Origin of the sequence: Streptomyces sp. NPDC057854, from assembly GCF_042797055.1 — a bacterium.
GTDB lineage: Bacteria > Actinomycetota > Actinomycetes > Streptomycetales > Streptomycetaceae > Streptomyces.
The window spans coordinates 43,744-61,102 of the sequence record NZ_JBHVMF010000010.1 but is presented as its reverse complement, the minus strand read 5'-3'; the positions used below and the strand labels follow the sequence as shown (position 1 = coordinate 61,102).

15 protein-coding genes, 1 pseudogene and 1 riboswitch are annotated in these 17,359 nt (G+C 74.7%); of the genes and pseudogenes, 8 read left to right on the top strand and 8 right to left on the bottom strand.

Annotated elements, in window-relative coordinates; genetic code table 11:
* Positions 1-28: 28 nt before the first annotated feature.
* Positions 29-1,171: a glycosyltransferase family 4 protein gene (locus tag ACFVQZ_RS16455; protein WP_030497576.1), complete on the bottom strand. Its 1,143-nt coding sequence runs from the start codon at positions 1,169-1,171 to the stop codon at positions 29-31.
* A 96-nt stretch (positions 1,172-1,267) separates the two neighbouring features.
* Here ACFVQZ_RS16455 and ACFVQZ_RS16450 point away from each other — a divergent pair, with 96 nt between their 5' ends.
* A complete protein-coding gene (locus ACFVQZ_RS16450) occupies positions 1,268-2,545 on the top strand; it encodes a glycosyltransferase 87 family protein (protein WP_030497575.1) in 1,278 nt (425 codons plus the stop codon).
* An 11-nt stretch (positions 2,546-2,556) separates the two neighbouring features.
* On the opposite strand, the gene ACFVQZ_RS16445 is transcribed toward ACFVQZ_RS16450, so the two are convergent.
* From ACFVQZ_RS16445 to ACFVQZ_RS16425, 5 genes are all read right to left on the bottom strand, one after another.
* Positions 2,557-3,780 carry a hypothetical protein gene (locus tag ACFVQZ_RS16445; protein WP_383623060.1) on the bottom strand — a complete coding sequence of 408 codons (1,224 nt, stop codon included), beginning with the start codon at positions 3,778-3,780 and terminating at the stop codon, positions 2,557-2,559.
* A gap of 71 nt (positions 3,781-3,851) precedes the next feature.
* Positions 3,852-4,877: a C40 family peptidase gene (locus ACFVQZ_RS16440; RefSeq protein WP_030497573.1), complete on the bottom strand. Its 1,026-nt coding sequence runs from the start codon at positions 4,875-4,877 to the stop codon at positions 3,852-3,854.
* A 190-nt stretch (positions 4,878-5,067) separates the two neighbouring features.
* Entirely contained in the window at positions 5,068-6,123 is a 1,056-nt protein-coding gene (locus tag ACFVQZ_RS16435; protein ID WP_383623057.1) for an NlpC/P60 family protein, read from the bottom strand.
* Positions 6,124-6,388: 265 nt separating this feature from the next.
* The gene (locus ACFVQZ_RS16430) at positions 6,389-7,753 is read right to left on the bottom strand and encodes an NYN domain-containing protein (protein ID WP_030497571.1); all 1,365 of its coding nucleotides are present in this window, start codon (positions 7,751-7,753) and stop codon (positions 6,389-6,391) included.
* Positions 7,754-7,787: 34 nt separating this feature from the next.
* Complete coding sequence (locus ACFVQZ_RS16425; protein ID WP_030497570.1) at positions 7,788-8,030, bottom strand: hypothetical protein; 243 nt, start codon at positions 8,028-8,030, stop codon at positions 7,788-7,790.
* Between the two features lie 159 nt (positions 8,031-8,189).
* Between ACFVQZ_RS16425 and ACFVQZ_RS16420 the strand changes: the two genes are divergently transcribed.
* From ACFVQZ_RS16420 to ACFVQZ_RS16390, 7 genes and pseudogenes are all read left to right on the top strand, one after another.
* A complete protein-coding gene (locus ACFVQZ_RS16420) occupies positions 8,190-8,924 on the top strand; it encodes a rhomboid family intramembrane serine protease (RefSeq protein ID WP_030497569.1) in 735 nt (244 codons plus the stop codon).
* A complete protein-coding gene (locus tag ACFVQZ_RS16415; RefSeq protein ID WP_030497568.1) occupies positions 8,921-9,202 on the top strand; it encodes an Lrp/AsnC family transcriptional regulator in 282 nt (93 codons plus the stop codon). Before ACFVQZ_RS16420 ends, ACFVQZ_RS16415 begins: the two co-directional genes overlap by 4 nt.
* 85 nt (positions 9,203-9,287) lie before the next feature.
* Complete coding sequence (locus tag ACFVQZ_RS16410) at positions 9,288-9,611, top strand: small hydrophilic protein (RefSeq protein ID WP_383623051.1); 324 nt, start codon at positions 9,288-9,290, stop codon at positions 9,609-9,611.
* Between the two features lie 59 nt (positions 9,612-9,670).
* On the top strand, positions 9,671-11,023 hold the full coding sequence (locus ACFVQZ_RS16405) for an ATP-binding protein (protein WP_030497566.1): 1,353 nt from the start codon (positions 9,671-9,673) through the stop codon (positions 11,021-11,023).
* A 60-nt stretch (positions 11,024-11,083) separates the two neighbouring features.
* Positions 11,084-11,743 carry a response regulator transcription factor gene (locus ACFVQZ_RS16400; RefSeq protein ID WP_030497565.1) on the top strand — a complete coding sequence of 220 codons (660 nt, stop codon included), beginning with the start codon at positions 11,084-11,086 and terminating at the stop codon, positions 11,741-11,743.
* Positions 11,744-11,823: 80 nt separating this feature from the next.
* Entirely contained in the window at positions 11,824-13,254 is a 1,431-nt protein-coding gene (locus ACFVQZ_RS16395) for an SLC13 family permease (protein WP_383623047.1), read from the top strand.
* Positions 13,251-14,454: pseudogene (locus ACFVQZ_RS16390) on the top strand (glycerate kinase); the annotation flags it as partial. The gene ACFVQZ_RS16395 and the pseudogene ACFVQZ_RS16390, both read left to right, overlap by 4 nt.
* Here the strand turns inward: ACFVQZ_RS16390 and ACFVQZ_RS16385 are convergent.
* The gene (locus ACFVQZ_RS16385) at positions 14,415-15,815 is read right to left on the bottom strand and encodes an aminotransferase class V-fold PLP-dependent enzyme (RefSeq protein ID WP_383623044.1); all 1,401 of its coding nucleotides are present in this window, start codon (positions 15,813-15,815) and stop codon (positions 14,415-14,417) included. The pseudogene ACFVQZ_RS16390 and the gene ACFVQZ_RS16385 overlap by 40 nt on opposite strands.
* A gap of 204 nt (positions 15,816-16,019) precedes the next feature.
* Positions 16,020-16,136, bottom strand: a riboswitch (SAM riboswitch).
* An 87-nt stretch (positions 16,137-16,223) separates the two neighbouring features.
* Positions 16,224-17,288, bottom strand: a complete 1,065-nt coding sequence (trpD, locus tag ACFVQZ_RS16380; RefSeq protein WP_030497561.1) for an anthranilate phosphoribosyltransferase — start codon at positions 17,286-17,288, stop codon at positions 16,224-16,226.
* Positions 17,289-17,359 lie beyond the last annotated feature (71 nt).

The window sequence follows — 17,359 nt, the reverse complement described above, 5'->3', positions numbered from 1 at the left end:
GCGACCGCGCCGGGCCCCTCACCCGTGTCTACAGCAGGTCCCTGAGCCGCTCGGCCAGCAGGTCCCAGCGCCACTTCTCCTCCACCCAGGCCCGGCCGCGCTCGCCCATGCGGGCGCGCAGCTCCGGGTCGAGCAACAGGGTGGTGACGCGGTCGGCGGTGTCCTCGGCGGACTCGCCGCGGACGACCCAGCCGGTCTCGCCGTCGAGGACGGCGTCGGGGGCGCCGCCGGAGTCGCCGGCGACGACCGGGAGGCCGGTCGCGGACGCCTCCAGGTAGACGATGCCGAGCCCTTCGACGTCGAGGCCGCCGCGCCGGGTGCGGCAGGGCATGGCGAAGACGTCGCCGGCGCCGTAGTGGGCGGGGAGCTCCGACCAGGGCACGGCGCCGGTGAAGCGGACGGAGGCGGCGACCCCGGTCTCGGCGGCGAGCCGGCGCAGGTCCTGCTCGTACGGGCCGCCGCCGACGATCAGCAGCACCGCGTCCGGCACCCGCTTCAGGATCCGCGGCAGGGCGCGGATCAGGGTGTCCTGGCCCTTGCGCGGCACCAGCCGGGAGACGCAGACCACGACCGGGCGGTCGGTGAGGCCGAGCCGGGCCCGGACCTCGTCGCCGCCGGAGCCGGGGTGGAAGGTCTTCTCGTCGACGCCGGGCGGCAGCTGCGTCATGCGGCCCGCGGCGGCCGGGGTGAGGGCGGAGGCGATCCGGGAGCGGGTGTACTCGCCGAGGTACGTGAGGGTGTCGGTGCCCTCGCCGATCCGCCGCAGCAGCTGCCGGGCGGCGGGCAGCTGCGCCCAGCCGGCCTCGTGCCCGTGGGTGGTCGCCACCAGCCGCTTCGCCCCGGCCCTGCGCAGCGCGGGACCCATCAGCCCGAGCGGCGCGGCGGCGCCGAACCACACCGACTCGCAGCCGTGCTCGCGCAGCAGCGCGGTCGCCCGGGCGGTGACCCGTGGTGTGGGCAACAGCATGGTGGTGCGGTCCCGGACAACCGTGAAAGGCTGTTCGGCGTCGAACAGAGCGGTGGCCTCCGCCCCTTCGCGGCCTCGCTTCCACGTGGAGGCGTAGACCACGAGCCGGTCGGGGTCCAGTCGCAGCGCCATGTTGTGCAGGAACGCCTGGATTCCGCCGGGACGCGGCGGGAAGTCGTTCGTTACGATCAGGGTCTTGTGCATCGTGACAGACAGTACGTGATGGCGCGCGATCGCACCCTACGCCCGGCACCACCCCCCTCCGCGCGAGCGGACCGACAGGACAGGAACAGGACAGGTATGACGGGCGCAGTGGGGACCGGCTCGCGCACGGCTGGGCGGCTGCGGGAGCTGCGCCTCCCGCTCGGCCTGTGGGCACTGACCAGGATCATCCTCCTGGTGTGCGTCTTCAAGATCGTGGTGGTTCCGGGACCGGACGTCACCAGCGACGTGGAGCAGATCTACCAGAGCTGGTACGAGGTCCTGAAGACCGGCACCTACCCGCAGGACGACGTCACCTGGCAGTACCCGCCGGCCGCCGCCCTCGCGATCCTCTCCCCGGCGCTGCTGCCGTTCCTCGGCTACGCGTCCGCGTTCTTCGTGCTGGCCCTCCTCTGCGACGCCCTCGTCTTCGGGCTCCTGGTGCACACGGGCGGCCGGCCGGGCCGGTCGATGCGGGGCGCCTGGCTGTGGCTGGCGGCGGTGCCGCTGCTCGGCCCGACGGCGTACGCCCGCTACGACATCATGGTGACCGCCGTCGCCGTCGCCGGGCTGCTCGCCGCGATCCGCAGCCCCCGGGTGCTCGGCGCGCTGGCCGGTTTCGGCGCGGTCCTCAAGGTCTGGCCGGCGCTGATCCTCGCGGGCACCCCGAAGGGCCGGGCGACCTGGCGCTCCTGGCCGGTGGCGGCCGGTGCGGCGGCCGGTGTGCTGGGCCTGTGCATGCTGTGGATGCCGGGCGGCCTGGCCTTCCTCTCCTTCCAGAGCGAGCGGGGCACGGAGGTGGAGTCGCTGGGCGCGATGGTCTTCCACGTGGCCCGGCACTTCGGCTGGGACGGCGAGGCGCGGATGAACTACGGCTCGATCGAGTTCCTCGGCCCGTACGTCTCCTGGGTGTCGAAGGGCGCGATGGCGCTGACCGTCGCCGCGTTCGGCTGGCTGCTGCTGTGGCGGTTCAAGGCGCGCCGCTTCACCTCCTCGACGGTCGCCGACGCGGCCTTCGTCGCGGTGCTGCTCTTCACCGCCACGAGCCGGGTGATCTCCCCCCAGTACATGATCTGGCTGGTCGGCCTCGCCGCGGTCTGCCTGGTGTACCGCTCCAGCCGGATGCGGACGCCCGCGTACCTGATCCTGTGGGCGACGGCGGTGACGCAGTTCGAGTTCCCGGTCTGGTTCTCGCACGTGACGCAGAGCGACTGGCTGGGCATCGGCGTGCTGTTCCTCCGCAACGGCCTGCTGATCGCGGCGACCCTGATGGCCTGCCGGATCCTGTGGAAGCACACGGTCACCGGGGCCGGCACGGTCATCCCGGTCCCCGAGGACGAGCCGGAGCGCGAGAAGGTCCTCACCGGCTCGGCCTGACCGGCGCCGGCTCAGCCCAGCCGCTCCCGCAGATAGCTCCGCCAGGCCGCGGTGAACTCCTCCGGGGTGGTGTCCAGCACCTCCCGGAGGGCGTGCTCCACCGCGCCGTCGCGGGACGGGTGGGCGCCCACCGCGCGGTAGAGGGCGGTCAGCCGGTCCTCGCCCCAGCGGTCGGCGACCATCGCGCAGACCAGCCAGCCGGTCTCGTAGGCGCGGGCCAGCGCCTCGGAGTCGCCGGAGAAGGCGAAGTCGCCGTCCTCGGGGAGGGCGGCGGGCAGCTCCCCGGCCCGGACGGCCCGCCGCAGCTCGGGGGCGCCCTGGGCGGGCGTCCGGCCGGAGCCTCGGTAGGCGACCCAGTCGGCGAAGCCCTCGGAGAGCCAGACGGGCGTGGACGGCGTGGTGTGGGCGCGGGTGGCGACGTGGACGGTCTCGTGGGTGAGGATCAGCTCCCGGCCGAAGGAGCCGAGCACGCCGTACGCGTCCGGGTTGACGATCACCCGGTCCGCCGGCGACGTGGGCCGGCGCTCCGTCTCGCCGGTGGTGACGGCCGCTATCCCCCGGTACTGGGAGCCGTCCACCGCGAGCAGCCCGCCCATCGCGTCGAGGGAGGCGGGGACGAGGACCAGGACCCGCCCGGGCCACTCCTCGCTCCACACCGCGTCGACGGCGGGCACCGCCCGGTCGGCGAGCCGGGCGATCTCCGCCAGCCGGTCCCGGTCCTGTCCGACGCCGAGGACGAGCGAGCGGGCCCCGCGCACCGAGGCGACCGGGCCCTGCTCCCAGAGCCGCACCGGGGCGCCCTCGGCGGGCCGCTCGCCGGCCACGTACCAGCGCCCGTCCCGCTCCACGAGCTCCATGACCCGGCCGGCCTCCTGCGGGCCCCGGTCGTACCCCTCGACGCGGTGGCCGCGCTGGACGCGGGCGGTGAGCCGGTCCTCGCCGGTCCGGTCGACGCCGGTCACGCGGTAGCTCCAGCCGGCCAGCGGGACCTCGGCGAGCCGGCGGAACTCGGTCCGCGCGGCGGCCCGGTGGGCGGGGTCGGCGGCGGCGAGCCAGGCGGTCTCGTCGCGGGCCAGCAGCGCCTTCGCGTGCCGGTCGAGCAGGGCCTGGACCTCGCGGAGCGCCGGGTCGGCGGGCCGGGCGGCGGTGGAGCAGCCGACGAGCGCGGCGAGGGCGAGGAGCAGGGCGAGCAGCGCTCCCCCCGGCCGTCGCGCGCCGCGCCCCTGTTCCACCACGCCCCCGATCGTACGGAAGGGTGACGGGGTCACGCCTCCCGGAGCGGCGGCGCCCTCCGCTCAGGGCCCGCTCAGAGCCGGGTCACCGTCACGTGGGACATCATGTTCACGGGGTCGTAGCGGACCCGCGCGCCCGGGTAGGGGGCGTGGATGACCTGCCCGTTCCCGGCGTAGATGCCGACGTGGCTGGCGTCGCCGCGGTACGTGACGAGGTCGCCGGGCTGCGCCTGGGACAGCGGCACCTGCCGGCCGGCGTGCCGCTGGGCGGCCGAGGTGCGCGGCAGGCTGATCCCGGCCTGCCGGTACGCCCAGACCATCAGCCCCGAGCAGTCGAAGGCGGAGGGGCCGGTCGCGCCCCACACGTACGGCTTGCCGACGGCGCTGCGGGCGGCCATGACGGCGGCGGCGCCGCGCGAGTCCGCCGGGCCGAGGTCGGCGGCGGGCGGCGGTTCCTCGGCGGGGCCGCCGGAGCGCCCGCCGGAGCGGGAGGCCCGCTCGTAGTCGGCGCGCTCGGCGGCGGTGAGGGAGGCGAGGACCCGGCGGGCCTCGGCGAGCTTCCGCTCCACCGACCGCTTGTGCCGGGCGACCTCGGCGCGGCTGCGCTCCAGCTCGCCGAGGGCGATGCGGGCCTCGGCGCGCTCCTGGTCGAGGCGGCGGCGCTCCTGCTGGAGCTCGGAGAGGGCGGCGGTCTGCCGGGCGGTGACCCGGTCGAGGACGGAGGCCCGGTTCAGGTAGCTGTCCGGGTCGGAGGAGAGCAGCAGGTCGAGGGTGGGGTCGAGGCCGCCGGAGCGGTACTGGGCGCCGGCGAGCGCGCCGAGCGCGCCCCGCATCCGGTTGATGCGCTCCTGGCCGCGGGCGAGGCTGTCCTGCGCCAGGCTCACCTTGCGGCGGAGGGCGTCGGCCCGCTCGTCGGCCCGGTTGAAGCCCTCGGCGGCGCGCTCGGCCTCCTCGTAGAGGCGGTCGACCTTGGCGCGGGTGGCCTCGGTGCCGGCGCCCGGGTCGGCGGTCGCGGGGACCGCGCCGAGGGAGGCCGCCGCGGTGGCCGCGGCGGCTGCGGTCAGGACGGTGACCCGGGCGGGTCGGCGGTGGGAGGCCACGGCTCGCGCTCTCCGTTCGGCTCGTGTGCGGACTGGCGCCGCAGACAGTAGCCGCTCCCCCGGTCGCGTCCAACGAAGGCGCCGGGCACACAAAATGACGCCCCGCCGGAGATCACGAGGTCACCGGCGGGGCGTCAGGTCAGCTCGGGGCGCCGCGAACCACCCGTTCGGGCGGCACGGGCCGGGCGGGTCAGCCGCCGATGCGGACGCCGAACTGGAACGTGCCCATGTAGTTCATCGACTCGTAGCGGACCACGGCGCCCGGCTTCGGGGCGTGCAGGATCGTGTTGTTGCCCGCGTACAGGCCCACGTGCGACAGGCCGTTGAAGAAGACCAGGTCGCCGGGCTTGAGCTGGCTGCGGCCGATCTTGGTGCCGTCGTTCTGCTGGGTGTAGGTGACGCGGGAGAGGCGGACGCCGGCCTGGCGGTAGGCCCACTGCGTCAGACCGGAGCAGTCGTAGGCGTTCGGGCCCTCGGCACCGGACTGGTACGGCTTGCCGAGCTGGGTGGCGGCGGCGGAGAGGGCGGCGGCGCCCAGGCCGCTGGCCGGGGCCTCGTTGCCGAGCTCGACGCGCGGGGCGGCGGCGCGGGAGGCGCGCTCGGCCTTCGCGGCGCGCTCCTGCTCCTCCTGCTGGATGCGGGCGCGCTCCTCGGCGGTGAGGGTGTTGAGCAGCTTGCGGGCCTCCGCGAGCTTGCCCTGGATCTTCTTCTTCTTGTCGCCGAGGGTCTTGCGGACGTCCTCCAGGTCGGCGAGCTTCGCGGTCGCCTCGGCGCGCTCCTGGGCGAGGGCGCGCTGCTTGTCCTGGATGGTGGCGAGGACGTCGGCCTGCTGGTCGGTGACCCGGCCGATGGCGGACGCCTTGTCGAGGTAGTCGTCCGGGTTCGAGGAGAGGAAGAGCTGGAGCGCCGGGTCGATGCCGCCGGAGCGGTACTGGGCGCTGGCGACCGAACCGATCTGGTCCCGGAGGGTGTTCAGCTCCTGCTGGCCGCGCGCCACGCGGTCCTGGATCTGGCCGATCTCCTTCTGCAGCTGGCCGCGGCGCTCCTCGGCCTGGCTGTGCTGCTCCGTGGCCTCCTCGGCCTCGTGGTAGAGGTCGTCGACCTTGGACTTGACCTCGTCGATCTTGGGCTTGGGGGCCGCCTGGGCTCCGGTCTGGGCGGAGAACGCGACGGCGGCGGCCGCGGTCGCGGTGAGCACGGTCACACGGGTGCGGCTCGGCTGCTTGGGTCGACGGTGGGACGCCACGAAGGCGAGCTCCTTCTTCCTCGAGCCGCCCGGCCGGTCAGGGGCAGGCGGTTCCCCCACGGATCGCCCGGACGGGTGATCAACCGCGTGGAGGTTCGAGGCCCGACCCTAGTGACCAAGTTGTGATCAGTTCAAATCCCGACGGCAAAAAACTCGCTCACGCACCACTTTATTTACACGCATCACACGGCCCGTGACCGGCACTTGACGATCCGCCATCCATAAATCGGGCATACCAAACAAGAGTTGCGTCCCGGGCGAGTCATCACGAGAGCCGTGAAAGGCGCTTGAGGAGCAGAGCCGACGCCACCGGCCGGGCACCGGCCTTCGCGACGCCGTCGGCGACCTCGCGGTCGGTGGAGACCACCACGACCGGCCGGCCAGGCGGTTCGGCCCGCACCAGCTGGCGGATCAGCTCGTCGGCCGTGACGCCGGGCTTGGAGAACAGCACCCGCACCCCGCGCGGCGGCGCGAGCAGCACCGGCGCGGCCAGCTCGGCCCCGTCGAAGACACAGGTGACCTCGGCGCCGGAGCGGGCCGCGAGCGCGGAGAGCCCGCCGAGCAGCCGCAGCCGCTGCTTCTCCAGCGGCATCGTCGGATAGCCGGTCTTGGTGACGTTGTAGCCGTCGACGACGAGATGGGTCTGCGGCAGCGACAACAGCTGGTCCAGCAGCGCCGGATCGGTCTCCGACAGCGCGCGGGCCGCGAGGTCCTTCGCGGACATCCGGCCCGGCTCCACGGCGTCCACGGTGTCCGCGGGGTGCACCGACACCGGCGGCAGGGCCAGTTCGCGGCGCAGCCCCTGGGCCGCGTCGAGGACGGTGTCGAGCAGCAGCCGCAGCCGCATGTCCTCCACCGAGCGTCCCTCGCGGGCCGCCCGGCGGCTCGCCTCCAGGGCCGCCTCGACCTCGCCGAGCCGGGCCCTCAGCCGCCGCGACTCGCTCTCCGCCGCGGACACCTGGGCCGCCGCCTCGGCGCGGACGGCCTCGATCTCCGCCTGGGCGCGGCGCAGCGCGGCCTCGCCCCGCTTCACGTCGCTCTGCGCGCTGCGCAGTTTGCGGTGAAGCGATTCGGCTTCCTTGCGGGCGGCCTCCAGGTCGTGCCGGAGCTGCTCGGTCTCGTCCCGGGTCCGCTCCCGGGCGGCGGCCAGTTCCTCGCGGAGCCGCTCCAGCTCGCGCCGGCCCGCCTCGTCGGCGCGCTCGGCGTCGGCCCGCTGGACCTCCTCGCCGGCGGCGGCCACCAGCTTGGCCCAGCCGGGCGGGCGGAGCACGTACGCGGCGGCGGCCACGTCGACGGGGTCGGCGGCGGCCGGCGGGGTGCCGGTCTCGACGGCGCCGGCCAGCTCGGGCTGGGTCTGCCGGAACCGTTCGCCGATCCGCTGCCGGAAGAGCGGATCGCCCTCCAGCGCGGCGGCCATCGCGTTCCCCGCGAACTTGGCGCGCCGGCTGGCGGTGAAGCGGGCGTACTGGCGCAGCGGGGCGGGCAGCTCGGCGACGGTCAGGCCGCCGAAGGCGTCGGCGACCAGCGCGATCACCCGCCGCCGTACCCCCTCCGGCAGGGGACGGTCGAGCGTCTCGGCAGCGTCGGCCGCCGCGCCGGCCGGTTCGTCACCGTGCGCGGGCTGCTCCACGATCCGTCACCCCTACTGTCGTCGGCGCGGTCCGTCAGGACTCCGCGCCCGGCCTGTCCACGAGCTCGATCTGGTCCACCGCGTTGCACCAGCGGCAGCGGACCGACTCGATGGTCTCACTGAGCACCTCGCGCTCCTCGACCTTGGGCTCCCCGGCCAGGTCCAGATGGACGTACTCGACGACCTTGGACGAACGCGTCACGTCGAAGCGGGTCAGGTTGCCGCAGAGGGTGCAGCGCCAGCGGGTCTCGTCGGTCGGCAGGGGAACCGTCGTCATGGTTGCCGTCCTTCTTCCTGTCGTGGTGTACCAGGTGCGGGAGCCGCGGTGCGCCGTCGGACTGCGGTGCTCGATCCCGTAACCCTACGGCCTCACGGGAGCCGCCCGGCCCGGCGAGGCACTCTGTCCCCTTCGTCCGTTCTGGGCCATGATCTGTCCATGATCGACTGGCGAGGCACGGCCCTGGGCGCCTGGCGCGGCGTCCGCACCGGACCCGCGGTGACCTACGGACTGATCGCCGCCTGCTGTCTCCTCTTCATTGTCAGCCCGGTCTCCGGGCTGAACCCGGCGTACGGCACCGGGGACGAGGTGCTGGCGGCGCAGAGCGCCTACTTCCGGCGGTGGGGGGTGGTGCCGGCCGAGCTGACGCGCGGCGAGCCGGGCGCCCTGCTCACCCCCTTCACCGCCCTCTTCGTGCACGGCGGCTGGCTCCATCTGCTCGGCAACATGCTCTTCCTGTGGGTCTTCGGGGCGATGGCCGAGGAGCGGATGGGGCACGTCGAGTTCGCCCTCTTCTACCTGGGCACCGGCTACGTGGCCCTGTCCGGCTACGCCCTGGCGCACTCCGGCAGCGAGCAGACCCTGGTCGGGGCGTCCGGGGCGATCTCCGCGGTGCTCGGGGCCTTCCTCTTCCTCTTCCCCCGCTCCCGGGTGACCAGCCTCTTCCCCTTCCTCTTCTTCCTGCCGCTGCGCTTCCCGGCCTGGGCGGTGCTGGTCTTCTGGTTCACCATCCAGTGGCTGGCCGCGCGGACCGCGGGAGCGGGCCCGGGGGTCGCCTACCTGGCCCACGTGGTGGGCTTCTCGGCCGGCTTCCTCTACGCCTGGGTGCGGTTCCGGGGTGGGGATAGAGTGAAAACCCCAGCAGCGGCGACCGAGGGAGACAGCCAGCCGTGATCACCGCGATCGTCCTCATCAAGACCAGCGTGGACCGCATCCCCGAGATCGCGGAGTCGATCGCCGCGCTCGAGAACGTCAGCGAGGTCTTCTCGGTGACCGGTACGTACGACCTCATCGCGATGGTCCGGGTGCCGCGCCACGACGACCTGGCCGAGGTCATCCCCGGCCGGATCAGCAAGATCCCGGGCGTCGAGGCCACCGACACGCACGTCGCCTTCCGGACGTACTCGCAGCACGACCTGGAAGCGGCCTTCGCCATCGGCCTGGAGTCCTGAGCCCCGTCCCCGCCGGCGCCCGGATGAAGGAATCCTCATCCGGGCTTCATGCGGGGGCGCGCCCGCGCGTCCCACCCTGGCGACCATGTCCTTCACCCACCGCATGGCCGGCCTCGTCGCCGTCGTCGCCGTCCCGCTCGGCATCGCGGCCACCAGCTACGCGCTGACCGACGAGCCGGAGGCGCCGCGGGTCCCGCCCGCCGTCCACCTCTCCACCCCGCCGACGCCCACCGGACCGACCGCGCCGACGCCCGGCGCGCCCGCGCAGACCGCACCGGCACAGACCGCGCCGGCGTCCCCCACCGGCGCGCCGCCCGCCCCCACGGCCCCGTCGGCGCCGCCGCCCTCCGACTCCGTCGTGCCCGGGCCCTCCGCCACGGGCGACGACGACGATGACGATCACGAGTGAAGCGCACCTACCACCGGCTCTCCGCCCGCGTCCGCATCCTGCTCTGGCTGCTGCTGGTCATGGCGGTGGCGCTGGCCGCGGTCGCCGTGGTGACCCGCACCCTGCTGCTGCGGGACGCCGACCACCGCATCAACCAGCTGCTCACCCAGGAGACCGGCGAGTTCGCGAACTTCGTCGAGCAGGGCGTCGACCCGGACACCGGCCGGCGCTTCACCGACCCCGAGGCGCTGCTGCGGGTCTTCCTCCAGCGGCAGTACTCCGACCCGGACGAGGAGCTGCTGGGCCTGGTCGGCACCGGCGGACCCGGACCGCGGGTGGTCCGGCAGTCCCGGGACATCCCGAGCCCGCTGCCGCTGCACCGCGACCGGCCCTCGCTCGACGCCGTCGCCGCCGCCCCGGAGTCCTCGGGGCGGCTCGACCGCGCGCGGGGCGAGGTGCGGTGGGCGAAGGTGCCGATCGAGACCGGCGGCCCGCCGTCCGCGTTCGTCGTCGCCTTCCACGCCGACCGGCAGCAGGCCATCGCCGACGAGGCGTTCCGGATCCTGCTCGCCATATCGGGGGTGGCGCTGCTGCTGACCACCGGCATCGGCTGGGTCGTCGCGGGCCGCATCCTGGCCCCCGTCCGGGTGGTGCGGACGACCGCCGCCGAACTGACCGAACGGGACCTCACCCAGCGGATCCCGGTGCAGGGCAAGGACGACATCGCCGCGCTCGCCGAGACCTTCAACGCGATGCTCGACCGGCTGGAGCGGGCCTTCGCCGGCCAGCGGCAGTTCGTCGACGACGCCGGGCACGAGCTGCGGACCCCCATCACCATCGTCCGCGGGCACCTGGAGCTGATGGGCGACGACCCGGCCGAACGGGCCGAGACCGTCCGGCTCGTCACCGACGAGCTGGACCGGATGAGCCGGATCGTGGAGGACCTGCTGCTGCTCGCCAAGGCCGAGCGGCCGGACTTCGTGCGCACCGAGCCGGTGCAGCTCGGCGAGCTGACCGCCGACGTCTTCGTGAAGGCCCGGGCGCTGGGCGACCGCGACTGGGTGCTCGACGGGGTGGCCGACCGGGAGGCGCGGCTCGACGCCCAGCGGATCACCCAGGCGATGGTGCAGCTCGCGCAGAACGCCGTCCAGCACACCGTGCCGGGCGCGCGGATCGCGATCGGCTCGCGGAGCACCGCCGGGCGGATCGAGCTGTACGTGGCGGACCGGGGCCCCGGCGTGCAGGAGCAGGACGCGGCGGTGATCTTCGAGCGGTTCCGGCGGGGCACCGCCCGGCGCGGGGCCCGCACCAGCGGCGCCGGGCTCGGGCTCGCCATCGTCCGGGCGATCGCCGAGGGGCACCGGGGCGGCCGGGTGGAGCTGCGCCCGACCGAGGGCGGCGGCGCCACCTTCGTACTTGTCTTCGAGGAATGAAGATCCTCGCGTCGCAGAGGATCTTCAGAGAATCCGCAGAGGATCCGCAGAGGAGAGACCATGAACCGCGTCCTGATCGCGGAGGACGAGGAGCGCATCGCCTCCTTCGTCGAGAAGGGCCTCCGGGCCAACGGCTTCACCACCACCGTCGCCGCCGACGGCGACACCGCGCTCGCCTGGGCGCTCACCGGCGGCTTCGACCTGATGGTCCTGGACATCGGACTGCCCGGCCGGGACGGCTTCACCGTCCTGCGGGAGCTGCGCGAGGCCCGGGCCACCCTGCCCGTCCTCGTCCTGACGGCCCGCGACTCGGTACGGGACACGGTGGCCGGCCTGGAGGGCGGCGCCGACGACTGGATGACCAAGCCGTTCCGCTTCGAGGAACTGCTGGCCCGGATCCGGCTGCGGCTGCGCACCGCCGCCCGCGCCCCCGAGGTCACCGTGCTGCGCAGCGGCGACCTGAGCCTGGACCTGCGCACCCGTCGGGCCCGCGCCGGCGACCGCACGGTGGACCTGACGGCCCGTGAGTTCGTGCTGCTGGACCTGTTCCTGCGCCACCCCGGACAGGTGCTCTCCCGGGAGCAGATCCTCTCCCACGTCTGGGGGTACGACTTCGACCCCGGCTCCAACATCGTGGACGTCTACGTCCGGGCGCTCCGCAAGAAGCTGGGCGCCGAACGGCTGGAGACGGTCCGGGGCATGGGCTACCGGATGCCGTGACGCGCCCGGCCGGCGCCGCGTGAAGCCTCCTTCATCCACGGCTCATCGACGGCTCACCGGCCGCCCGGAGGGTGGTTCCCGTGACCCTCTCCCTCCGCCAGACCGTCTGGCTCTGCCTCGCGCTCAGCGTCTGCGCGGTGCTCGCCGTCCCCGGCACCGCCCCCGGGCTCGGCGGCGAGGCCCGGCTGACCCTGGCTGTTTTCGCCCTCGCGACCTGCGCCTGGATCGCCGCGCCCGTCGACGACACGTACATCGCGCTGGGCGCCGGACTCGCCCTCACCGTCACCGGCGTGATCAGCGCCGACACCCTCTTCGCCACCCTCGGCGACGCCACCGTCTGGCTGCTGATCTGCGCCTTCGTCCTCGCGGCCGCGGTGACCAGGACCGGGCTCGCCGGCCGCGCCGCCGCCTTCCTCGTCACCGGCGCCGGCAGCGTACGCCGGCTGGTGCACCTCACCACCGCCGCGCTGGTCGTCACCGCCTTCGCCGTCCCCGCCACCTCCGGGCGGGCCGCGCTGGCCCTGCCGGTCTTCCTGGCCCTCGCCCAGGCGCTGGCGGACCGGCGGCGGCTGGTGGTGATGCTGGCGCTGCTCTTCCCCACCGTCATCCTGCTGTCGGCCGTCGCCACCCTGATCGGCGCCGGCGCCCACCTCATCACCGTCGGCGTGCTCCTGGAGCAGACCGGCGAGTCCCTGGGCTTCGCCCGCTGGCTGGTCCTCGGTCTGCCGCTCGCCGTCGTCTCCTCCCACCTGGCCGCCGAGGCGGTCCTCCTCACCACCACCCGCCGGGAGGACCGGCGCGCCCCGGTGCGGATCACCGTCGCCGCGATCCAGGAACACTCCCCCACCCCGGTGTCCGGGCCGCTCTCCCCGCCCGAGCAGCGCTGTCTGCTGCTGCTCTGCACCGTGGTGGTGCTCTGGTGCTCGGAGCCGCTGCACGGGGTGTCGCCGGCGGTGGTCGCGCTGATCGGCGCGGTGGTGGCCTCGTCCCCCGCGCTCGGCACGGTGCGGATGAAGGACGGGCTGCGGTCGGTGCCCTGGCCGATGCTGCTCTTCATGGCCGCGACCATGGCGATGGGCGTGGCGCTGGCCGAGTCCGGCGCGGCCGGGTGGCTGGTCGGCGGACTGCCGGACGGGGTGCCGCCGTGGGCGTTCCTCGCCGTCGTCGTCGCCGTCAGCACCGCCGCCCACCTGGTGCTCCAGTCCCGCTCCGCCCGCTCCTCGGTGCTGGTGCCGCTGGTGGTGGCCGCGGCGGCCGGCGCCGGGGTCAACCCGGTGGCCGCCGCGCTCGCCTCCACCGCCGCCGCCGGCTTCTGCCAGACGCTGCCCGCCTCCGCGAAACCCGTCGCCCTCTTCGCCGAACCCCCGGACGGCGTGCCCTCCTTCACCCCGCGCGACCTGCTGCGGCTCTCCGCCGTGCTCGCCCCGCTCAGCGCCGTCCTGGTGCTCTGCTTCGCCCTGTTCGTCTGGCCGCTGCTCGGCGTGCCCGTCCTCCTGGAGTCCCAGCCGTGAGTCTGCACATCGCCGTCGCCCCCAGCGGTTTCAAGGAGTCCCTGTCCGCGCCGGAGGCCGCCGAGGCCATCGCCGAGGGCCTGCGCCGGGTCCGCCCGGACGCCGTCGTCGACCTGATACCGCTGGTCGACGGCGGGGAGGGCACCGCCCGGGCGCTGGCCGCCGCGACCGGCGGCAGGCTGCTGCCCCGGGTCGCGGCCGGCCCCCTCGGCACCCCGGTCGAGACCCACTTCGCGCTCCTCGACCGCTCCTCCGCGGTGGTCGAGATGGCGGCCGTCGCGGGCCTCTCGCTGGTGCCGGCCGACCGACGCGACCCGGGCGCCACCACCACGTACGGGGTGGGCGAGCTGATCCGGGCCGCGCTGGACGCCGGAGCCCGCCGGATCCTCGTCGGCTGCGGCGACTCCGGCACCTCGGACGGCGGAGCGGGTGCGCTCCAGGCCCTCGGCGCCCGGCTCCTGGACGCCGAGGGAGTCGAACTCCCGCTGGGTGGCGCCGCGTTGACGCGGCTCGCGCGGATCGACCCGGCCGGACTCGATCCCCGGCTCGCGGCCACCGAACTGCTGGTGGCCTGCAACCCGTACAACGTGCTCACCGGCGAGCGGGGCGTGGCCCGGGTCTTCGGCCCGCAGAAGGGCGCGGGCCCGGAGCGGGTCGAGGAGCTGGCCGCGGCCCTGGACCGCTGGGCCGGCCTGCTCGTACGGGACCTGGGCGCGCCCCCCGGGGTGGGTACGGCCCCGGGGTCCGGGGCCTCGGGCGGGCTCGGCGCGGGTCTGGCCGCGCTCGGCGCCCGGCTGCTGCCCCGGTTCGAGGTGCTGCTCGACCGGATCGACCTGGACGCCCGGCTGGCCCGCGCCGATCTGGTGATCACCGCGGAGGGCACCCTGGACGGGCAGACCGTGCGGGGCAAGATCCCGGCGGAGGTGGCCCGCCGGGCCAAGGCGCACGGGGTACCGGTGCTGGCGCTGGCCGGGACGCTGGGGCACGGCGCGCACGAGGTGCGGGCGGCCGGGGTCGACGCGTACGGCTCGATCCTGCCCGCACCGGTGGCCCTGCCCGAAGCCCTGGACCGGGGCGCCGAGTTCCTTGCGGACGCGGCCGAACGAGCCCTGCGGATGGTGCTGGTGGGGACCCGGCTGGCCGCCTGACCGGCCGGGCGGTCAGCCGCGGTCGGGGACGCAGCGGCCGTCCTCGGTGCGGTACGTCCACCGGGCGCCGTCGCGGACCAGCTCCTTCACCGCGCCGACGAACCGCTCGACGTGCTCGTCGGGCGTGCCGGCGCCGAAGCTGACGCGGATGGCGTTGAGCGACCTCTCCCCCGGGTTCGCCTCGGGCGCGCCGCACTCGCCCGGGTCCTGCGGGTCGGAGCCGAGCAGGGTGCGGACCAGCGGGTGGGCGCAGAAGAGGCCGTCGCGGACGCCGATGCCGTACTCGGCAGAGAGGGCGGCGGCGAAGTGCGAGCTGTTCCAGCCGTCGACGACGAAGGAGATGACGCCGACGCGCGGGGCGTCGTCGCCGAAGAGGGAGAGGACGCGGACCTCGGGGACGTCGGCGAGGCCGGCCCGGACGGTGTCGATGAGGTGCCGCTCGCGGGCGACCAGCGTGTCGAAGCCGGCCTCGGTGAGCGCCTTGCAGGCGGAGGCGATGGCGTAGACGCCGATGACGTTCGGCGATCCGGCCTCGTGCCGGGCCGCGGTGGTGTGCCACTCCACGTCCACGCCGCCGTCGATCCGGCGGGCCACGGTGCGGGAGGCGCCGCCGCCGGCCAGGTACGGCTCGGCGGCCTGGAGCCAGTCGGCGCGGCCGGCGAGGACGCCGGAGCCGAAGGGCGCGTACAGCTTGTGCCCGGAGAAGGCGACCCAGTCGACGTCGAGGTCCTTCACCGACACCGGGTGGTGGGGGGCGAGCTGAGCGGCGTCGAGGACGATCCGGGCGCCGTGCGCGTGGGCGGCGGCGGCCAGTTCGCGGACCGGCCACAGCTCGCCGGTGACGTTGGAGGCGCCGGTGACGCAGACCAGGGCGGGACCGTACGGGTCGCGGTCGGCGAGGGCGCGCTCCAGGGTCTCGACGGCCTGGGCCGGGGTGCGGGGCGCGTTGAGGTAGGTGACCCGGGCGTCCTGCCACGGCAGCAGGGAGGCGTGGTGCTCGGTCTCGAAGACGAAGACCTGGCAGTCGGCGGGGATCACCCGGGCGAGCAGGTTGAGCGAGTCGGTGGTGGAGCGGGTGAAGACGACCTGGTCGCCGTCGCGGCAGCCGAGGAACTCGGCGACGGTGGCGCGGCTCTGCTCGAACAGGTCGGTGGAGAGCTGGGAGAGGTAGCCGGCGCCGCGGTGGACGCTGCCGTAGTACGGGGCGTAGGCGGCGACGTCGTCCCAGACCCGCTGGAGGGCGGGGGCGCTGGCGGCGTAGTCGAGGGCGGCGTAGGCGACCTCGCCGCCGGTGACGAGCGGGACGGTGACGTCGCGGCCGAGGACCGGCAGCGGGCCGGTGCAGCAGGCGTCGGCGGACTCGGTGACGGAGGAGGCGGCGGCGGCGGTGGCGGTGTTCGGGCGTGCGGACATGGCGGTATCTCCCGGCAGGACAGGCGAGTGGCGTGAAGGGGCCCGCAGCAGGGCAGCGCGAAACGGCGTGCCGCGTACGGGTGTTGCCTCGACGTGCGGCACGAGAAGGGCCGTACGGAGGGGGAAAAGGGGCCGGAGGCCCTAGCGCATTCGCTTGCTCACGAGACCGCTCCCTCGAGGACCAGGACCCCAGGGATACGCAGGGGTCCGCGCTTGCCGAGGACCTTGCTGTCCACGGCCTGGTCTTCACCCGGGGCACCCCGCCACGGACGGAGGGTTGCCGGACAGCCAGCCGGGGCTTGAGGGCTGTCGCTCATGACCTGTCGCCGAACGTATGCCACCGCTCGCGGTCCGCGCAACCCCGTCCGCATTCCGGGACGGGGTTCTCACGGACCGCGCGGCGGGCGGTCAGGCGTTGCTGGCGGCGATCCAGCGGTCGAGGGCCGCGCGGGCGGCCCCGGAGTCGATGGACTCGGCGGCCCGCGCGATGCCGGCGCCCAGCCGCTCCGCGAGGGTGCCCTCGCCGGGCTCCACGGCGGTGAGCGCCGCCGCCGCGTTGAGCAGCACCGCGTCCCGTACCGGCCCGGTCTCGCCGGCGAGGAGCCGGCGGGCGACGTCGGCGTTGTACGAGGCGTCGGCGCCGCGCAGCGCCTCCAGGGGCGCGTAGCCGAGGCCCACGTCCTTCGGGTCGAAGACCTCCTCGCGGACGGCGCCGTCGCGGACCACCCAGACCCGGGAGGTGCCGGTGATGGTGAGTTCGTCGAGGCCGTCGTCGCCGCGGAAGACGAGCGCGGAGTTGCCGCGCTCGGCGAAGACGCCGGCGACGATCGGCGCCATCCGCGGGTCGGCGACGCCGACCGCCTGGGCCTTCACCCGGGCGGGGTTGGTGAGCGGGCCGAGCACGTTGAAGGTGGTGCGGATGCCGAGCTGGCCGCGGGCGGCGGCGACGTGCCGCAGCGAGGGGTGGAACCGCACCGCGAAGCACATGGTGATGCCGGCCTCCTCGGCGACCTGGGCCACCCGGGCGGGGGTGAGGTCCAGGTTGATGCCGAGCTTCTCCAGGACGTCCGAGGAGCCGGAGGCGGAGGACGCGGCCCGGTTGCCGTGCTTGACGACACGGGTGCCGGTGCCGGCGACGACGATCGACGCCATCGTGGAGATGTTGACGGTCTTGGCGCCGTCGCCGCCGGTGCCGACGATGTCGACGGCCGGGCCGGGCACCTCGATCGTGTTGGCGTGGGCGTACATCGTCCGGACGAGTCCGCTGATCTCCTCGACGGTCTCGCCCTTGGCGCGCAGCGCGACCATGAAACCGGCGATCTGGGCGTCGGTCGCCTCGCCGCTCATGATGAGGTCCATCGCCCAGGCGGTGTCGTCGGCGGAGAGGTCCTTCCCCTCCAGCAGGCCGTTCAGGAGGACGGGCCAGGAGCGGCCCGCCGTGGTCGGTCCTCCAGCGGGGGTCACAGCGCTCATGGCAGCTCCTGATGATCGTGCGGTGGATACGGGTCCAGCCTATCGATCCACGGGTACGGCAAAGAGCCCCG

Excerpts from the sequence above, each read along its gene's own strand:
- ACFVQZ_RS16410 (WP_383623051.1), top strand. The coding sequence starts at position 9,288 with ATGTCCTTCACCCACCGCATGGCCGGCCTCGTCGCCGTCGTCGCCGTC.
- trpD (WP_030497561.1), bottom strand. The coding sequence starts at position 17,288 with ATGAGCGCTGTGACCCCCGCTGGAGGACCGACCACGGCGGGCCGCTCC.
- ACFVQZ_RS16420 (WP_030497569.1), top strand. The coding sequence starts at position 8,190 with ATGATCGACTGGCGAGGCACGGCCCTGGGCGCCTGGCGCGGCGTCCGC.
- ACFVQZ_RS16405 (WP_030497566.1), top strand. The coding sequence starts at position 9,671 with ATGGCGGTGGCGCTGGCCGCGGTCGCCGTGGTGACCCGCACCCTGCTG.
- ACFVQZ_RS16450 (WP_030497575.1), top strand. The coding sequence starts at position 1,268 with ATGACGGGCGCAGTGGGGACCGGCTCGCGCACGGCTGGGCGGCTGCGG.
- ACFVQZ_RS16385 (WP_383623044.1), bottom strand. The coding sequence starts at position 15,815 with ATGTCCGCACGCCCGAACACCGCCACCGCCGCCGCCGCCTCCTCCGTC.
- ACFVQZ_RS16425 (WP_030497570.1), bottom strand. The coding sequence starts at position 8,030 with ATGACGACGGTTCCCCTGCCGACCGACGAGACCCGCTGGCGCTGCACC.
- ACFVQZ_RS16400 (WP_030497565.1), top strand. The coding sequence starts at position 11,084 with ATGAACCGCGTCCTGATCGCGGAGGACGAGGAGCGCATCGCCTCCTTC.
- ACFVQZ_RS16455 (WP_030497576.1), bottom strand. The coding sequence starts at position 1,171 with ATGCACAAGACCCTGATCGTAACGAACGACTTCCCGCCGCGTCCCGGC.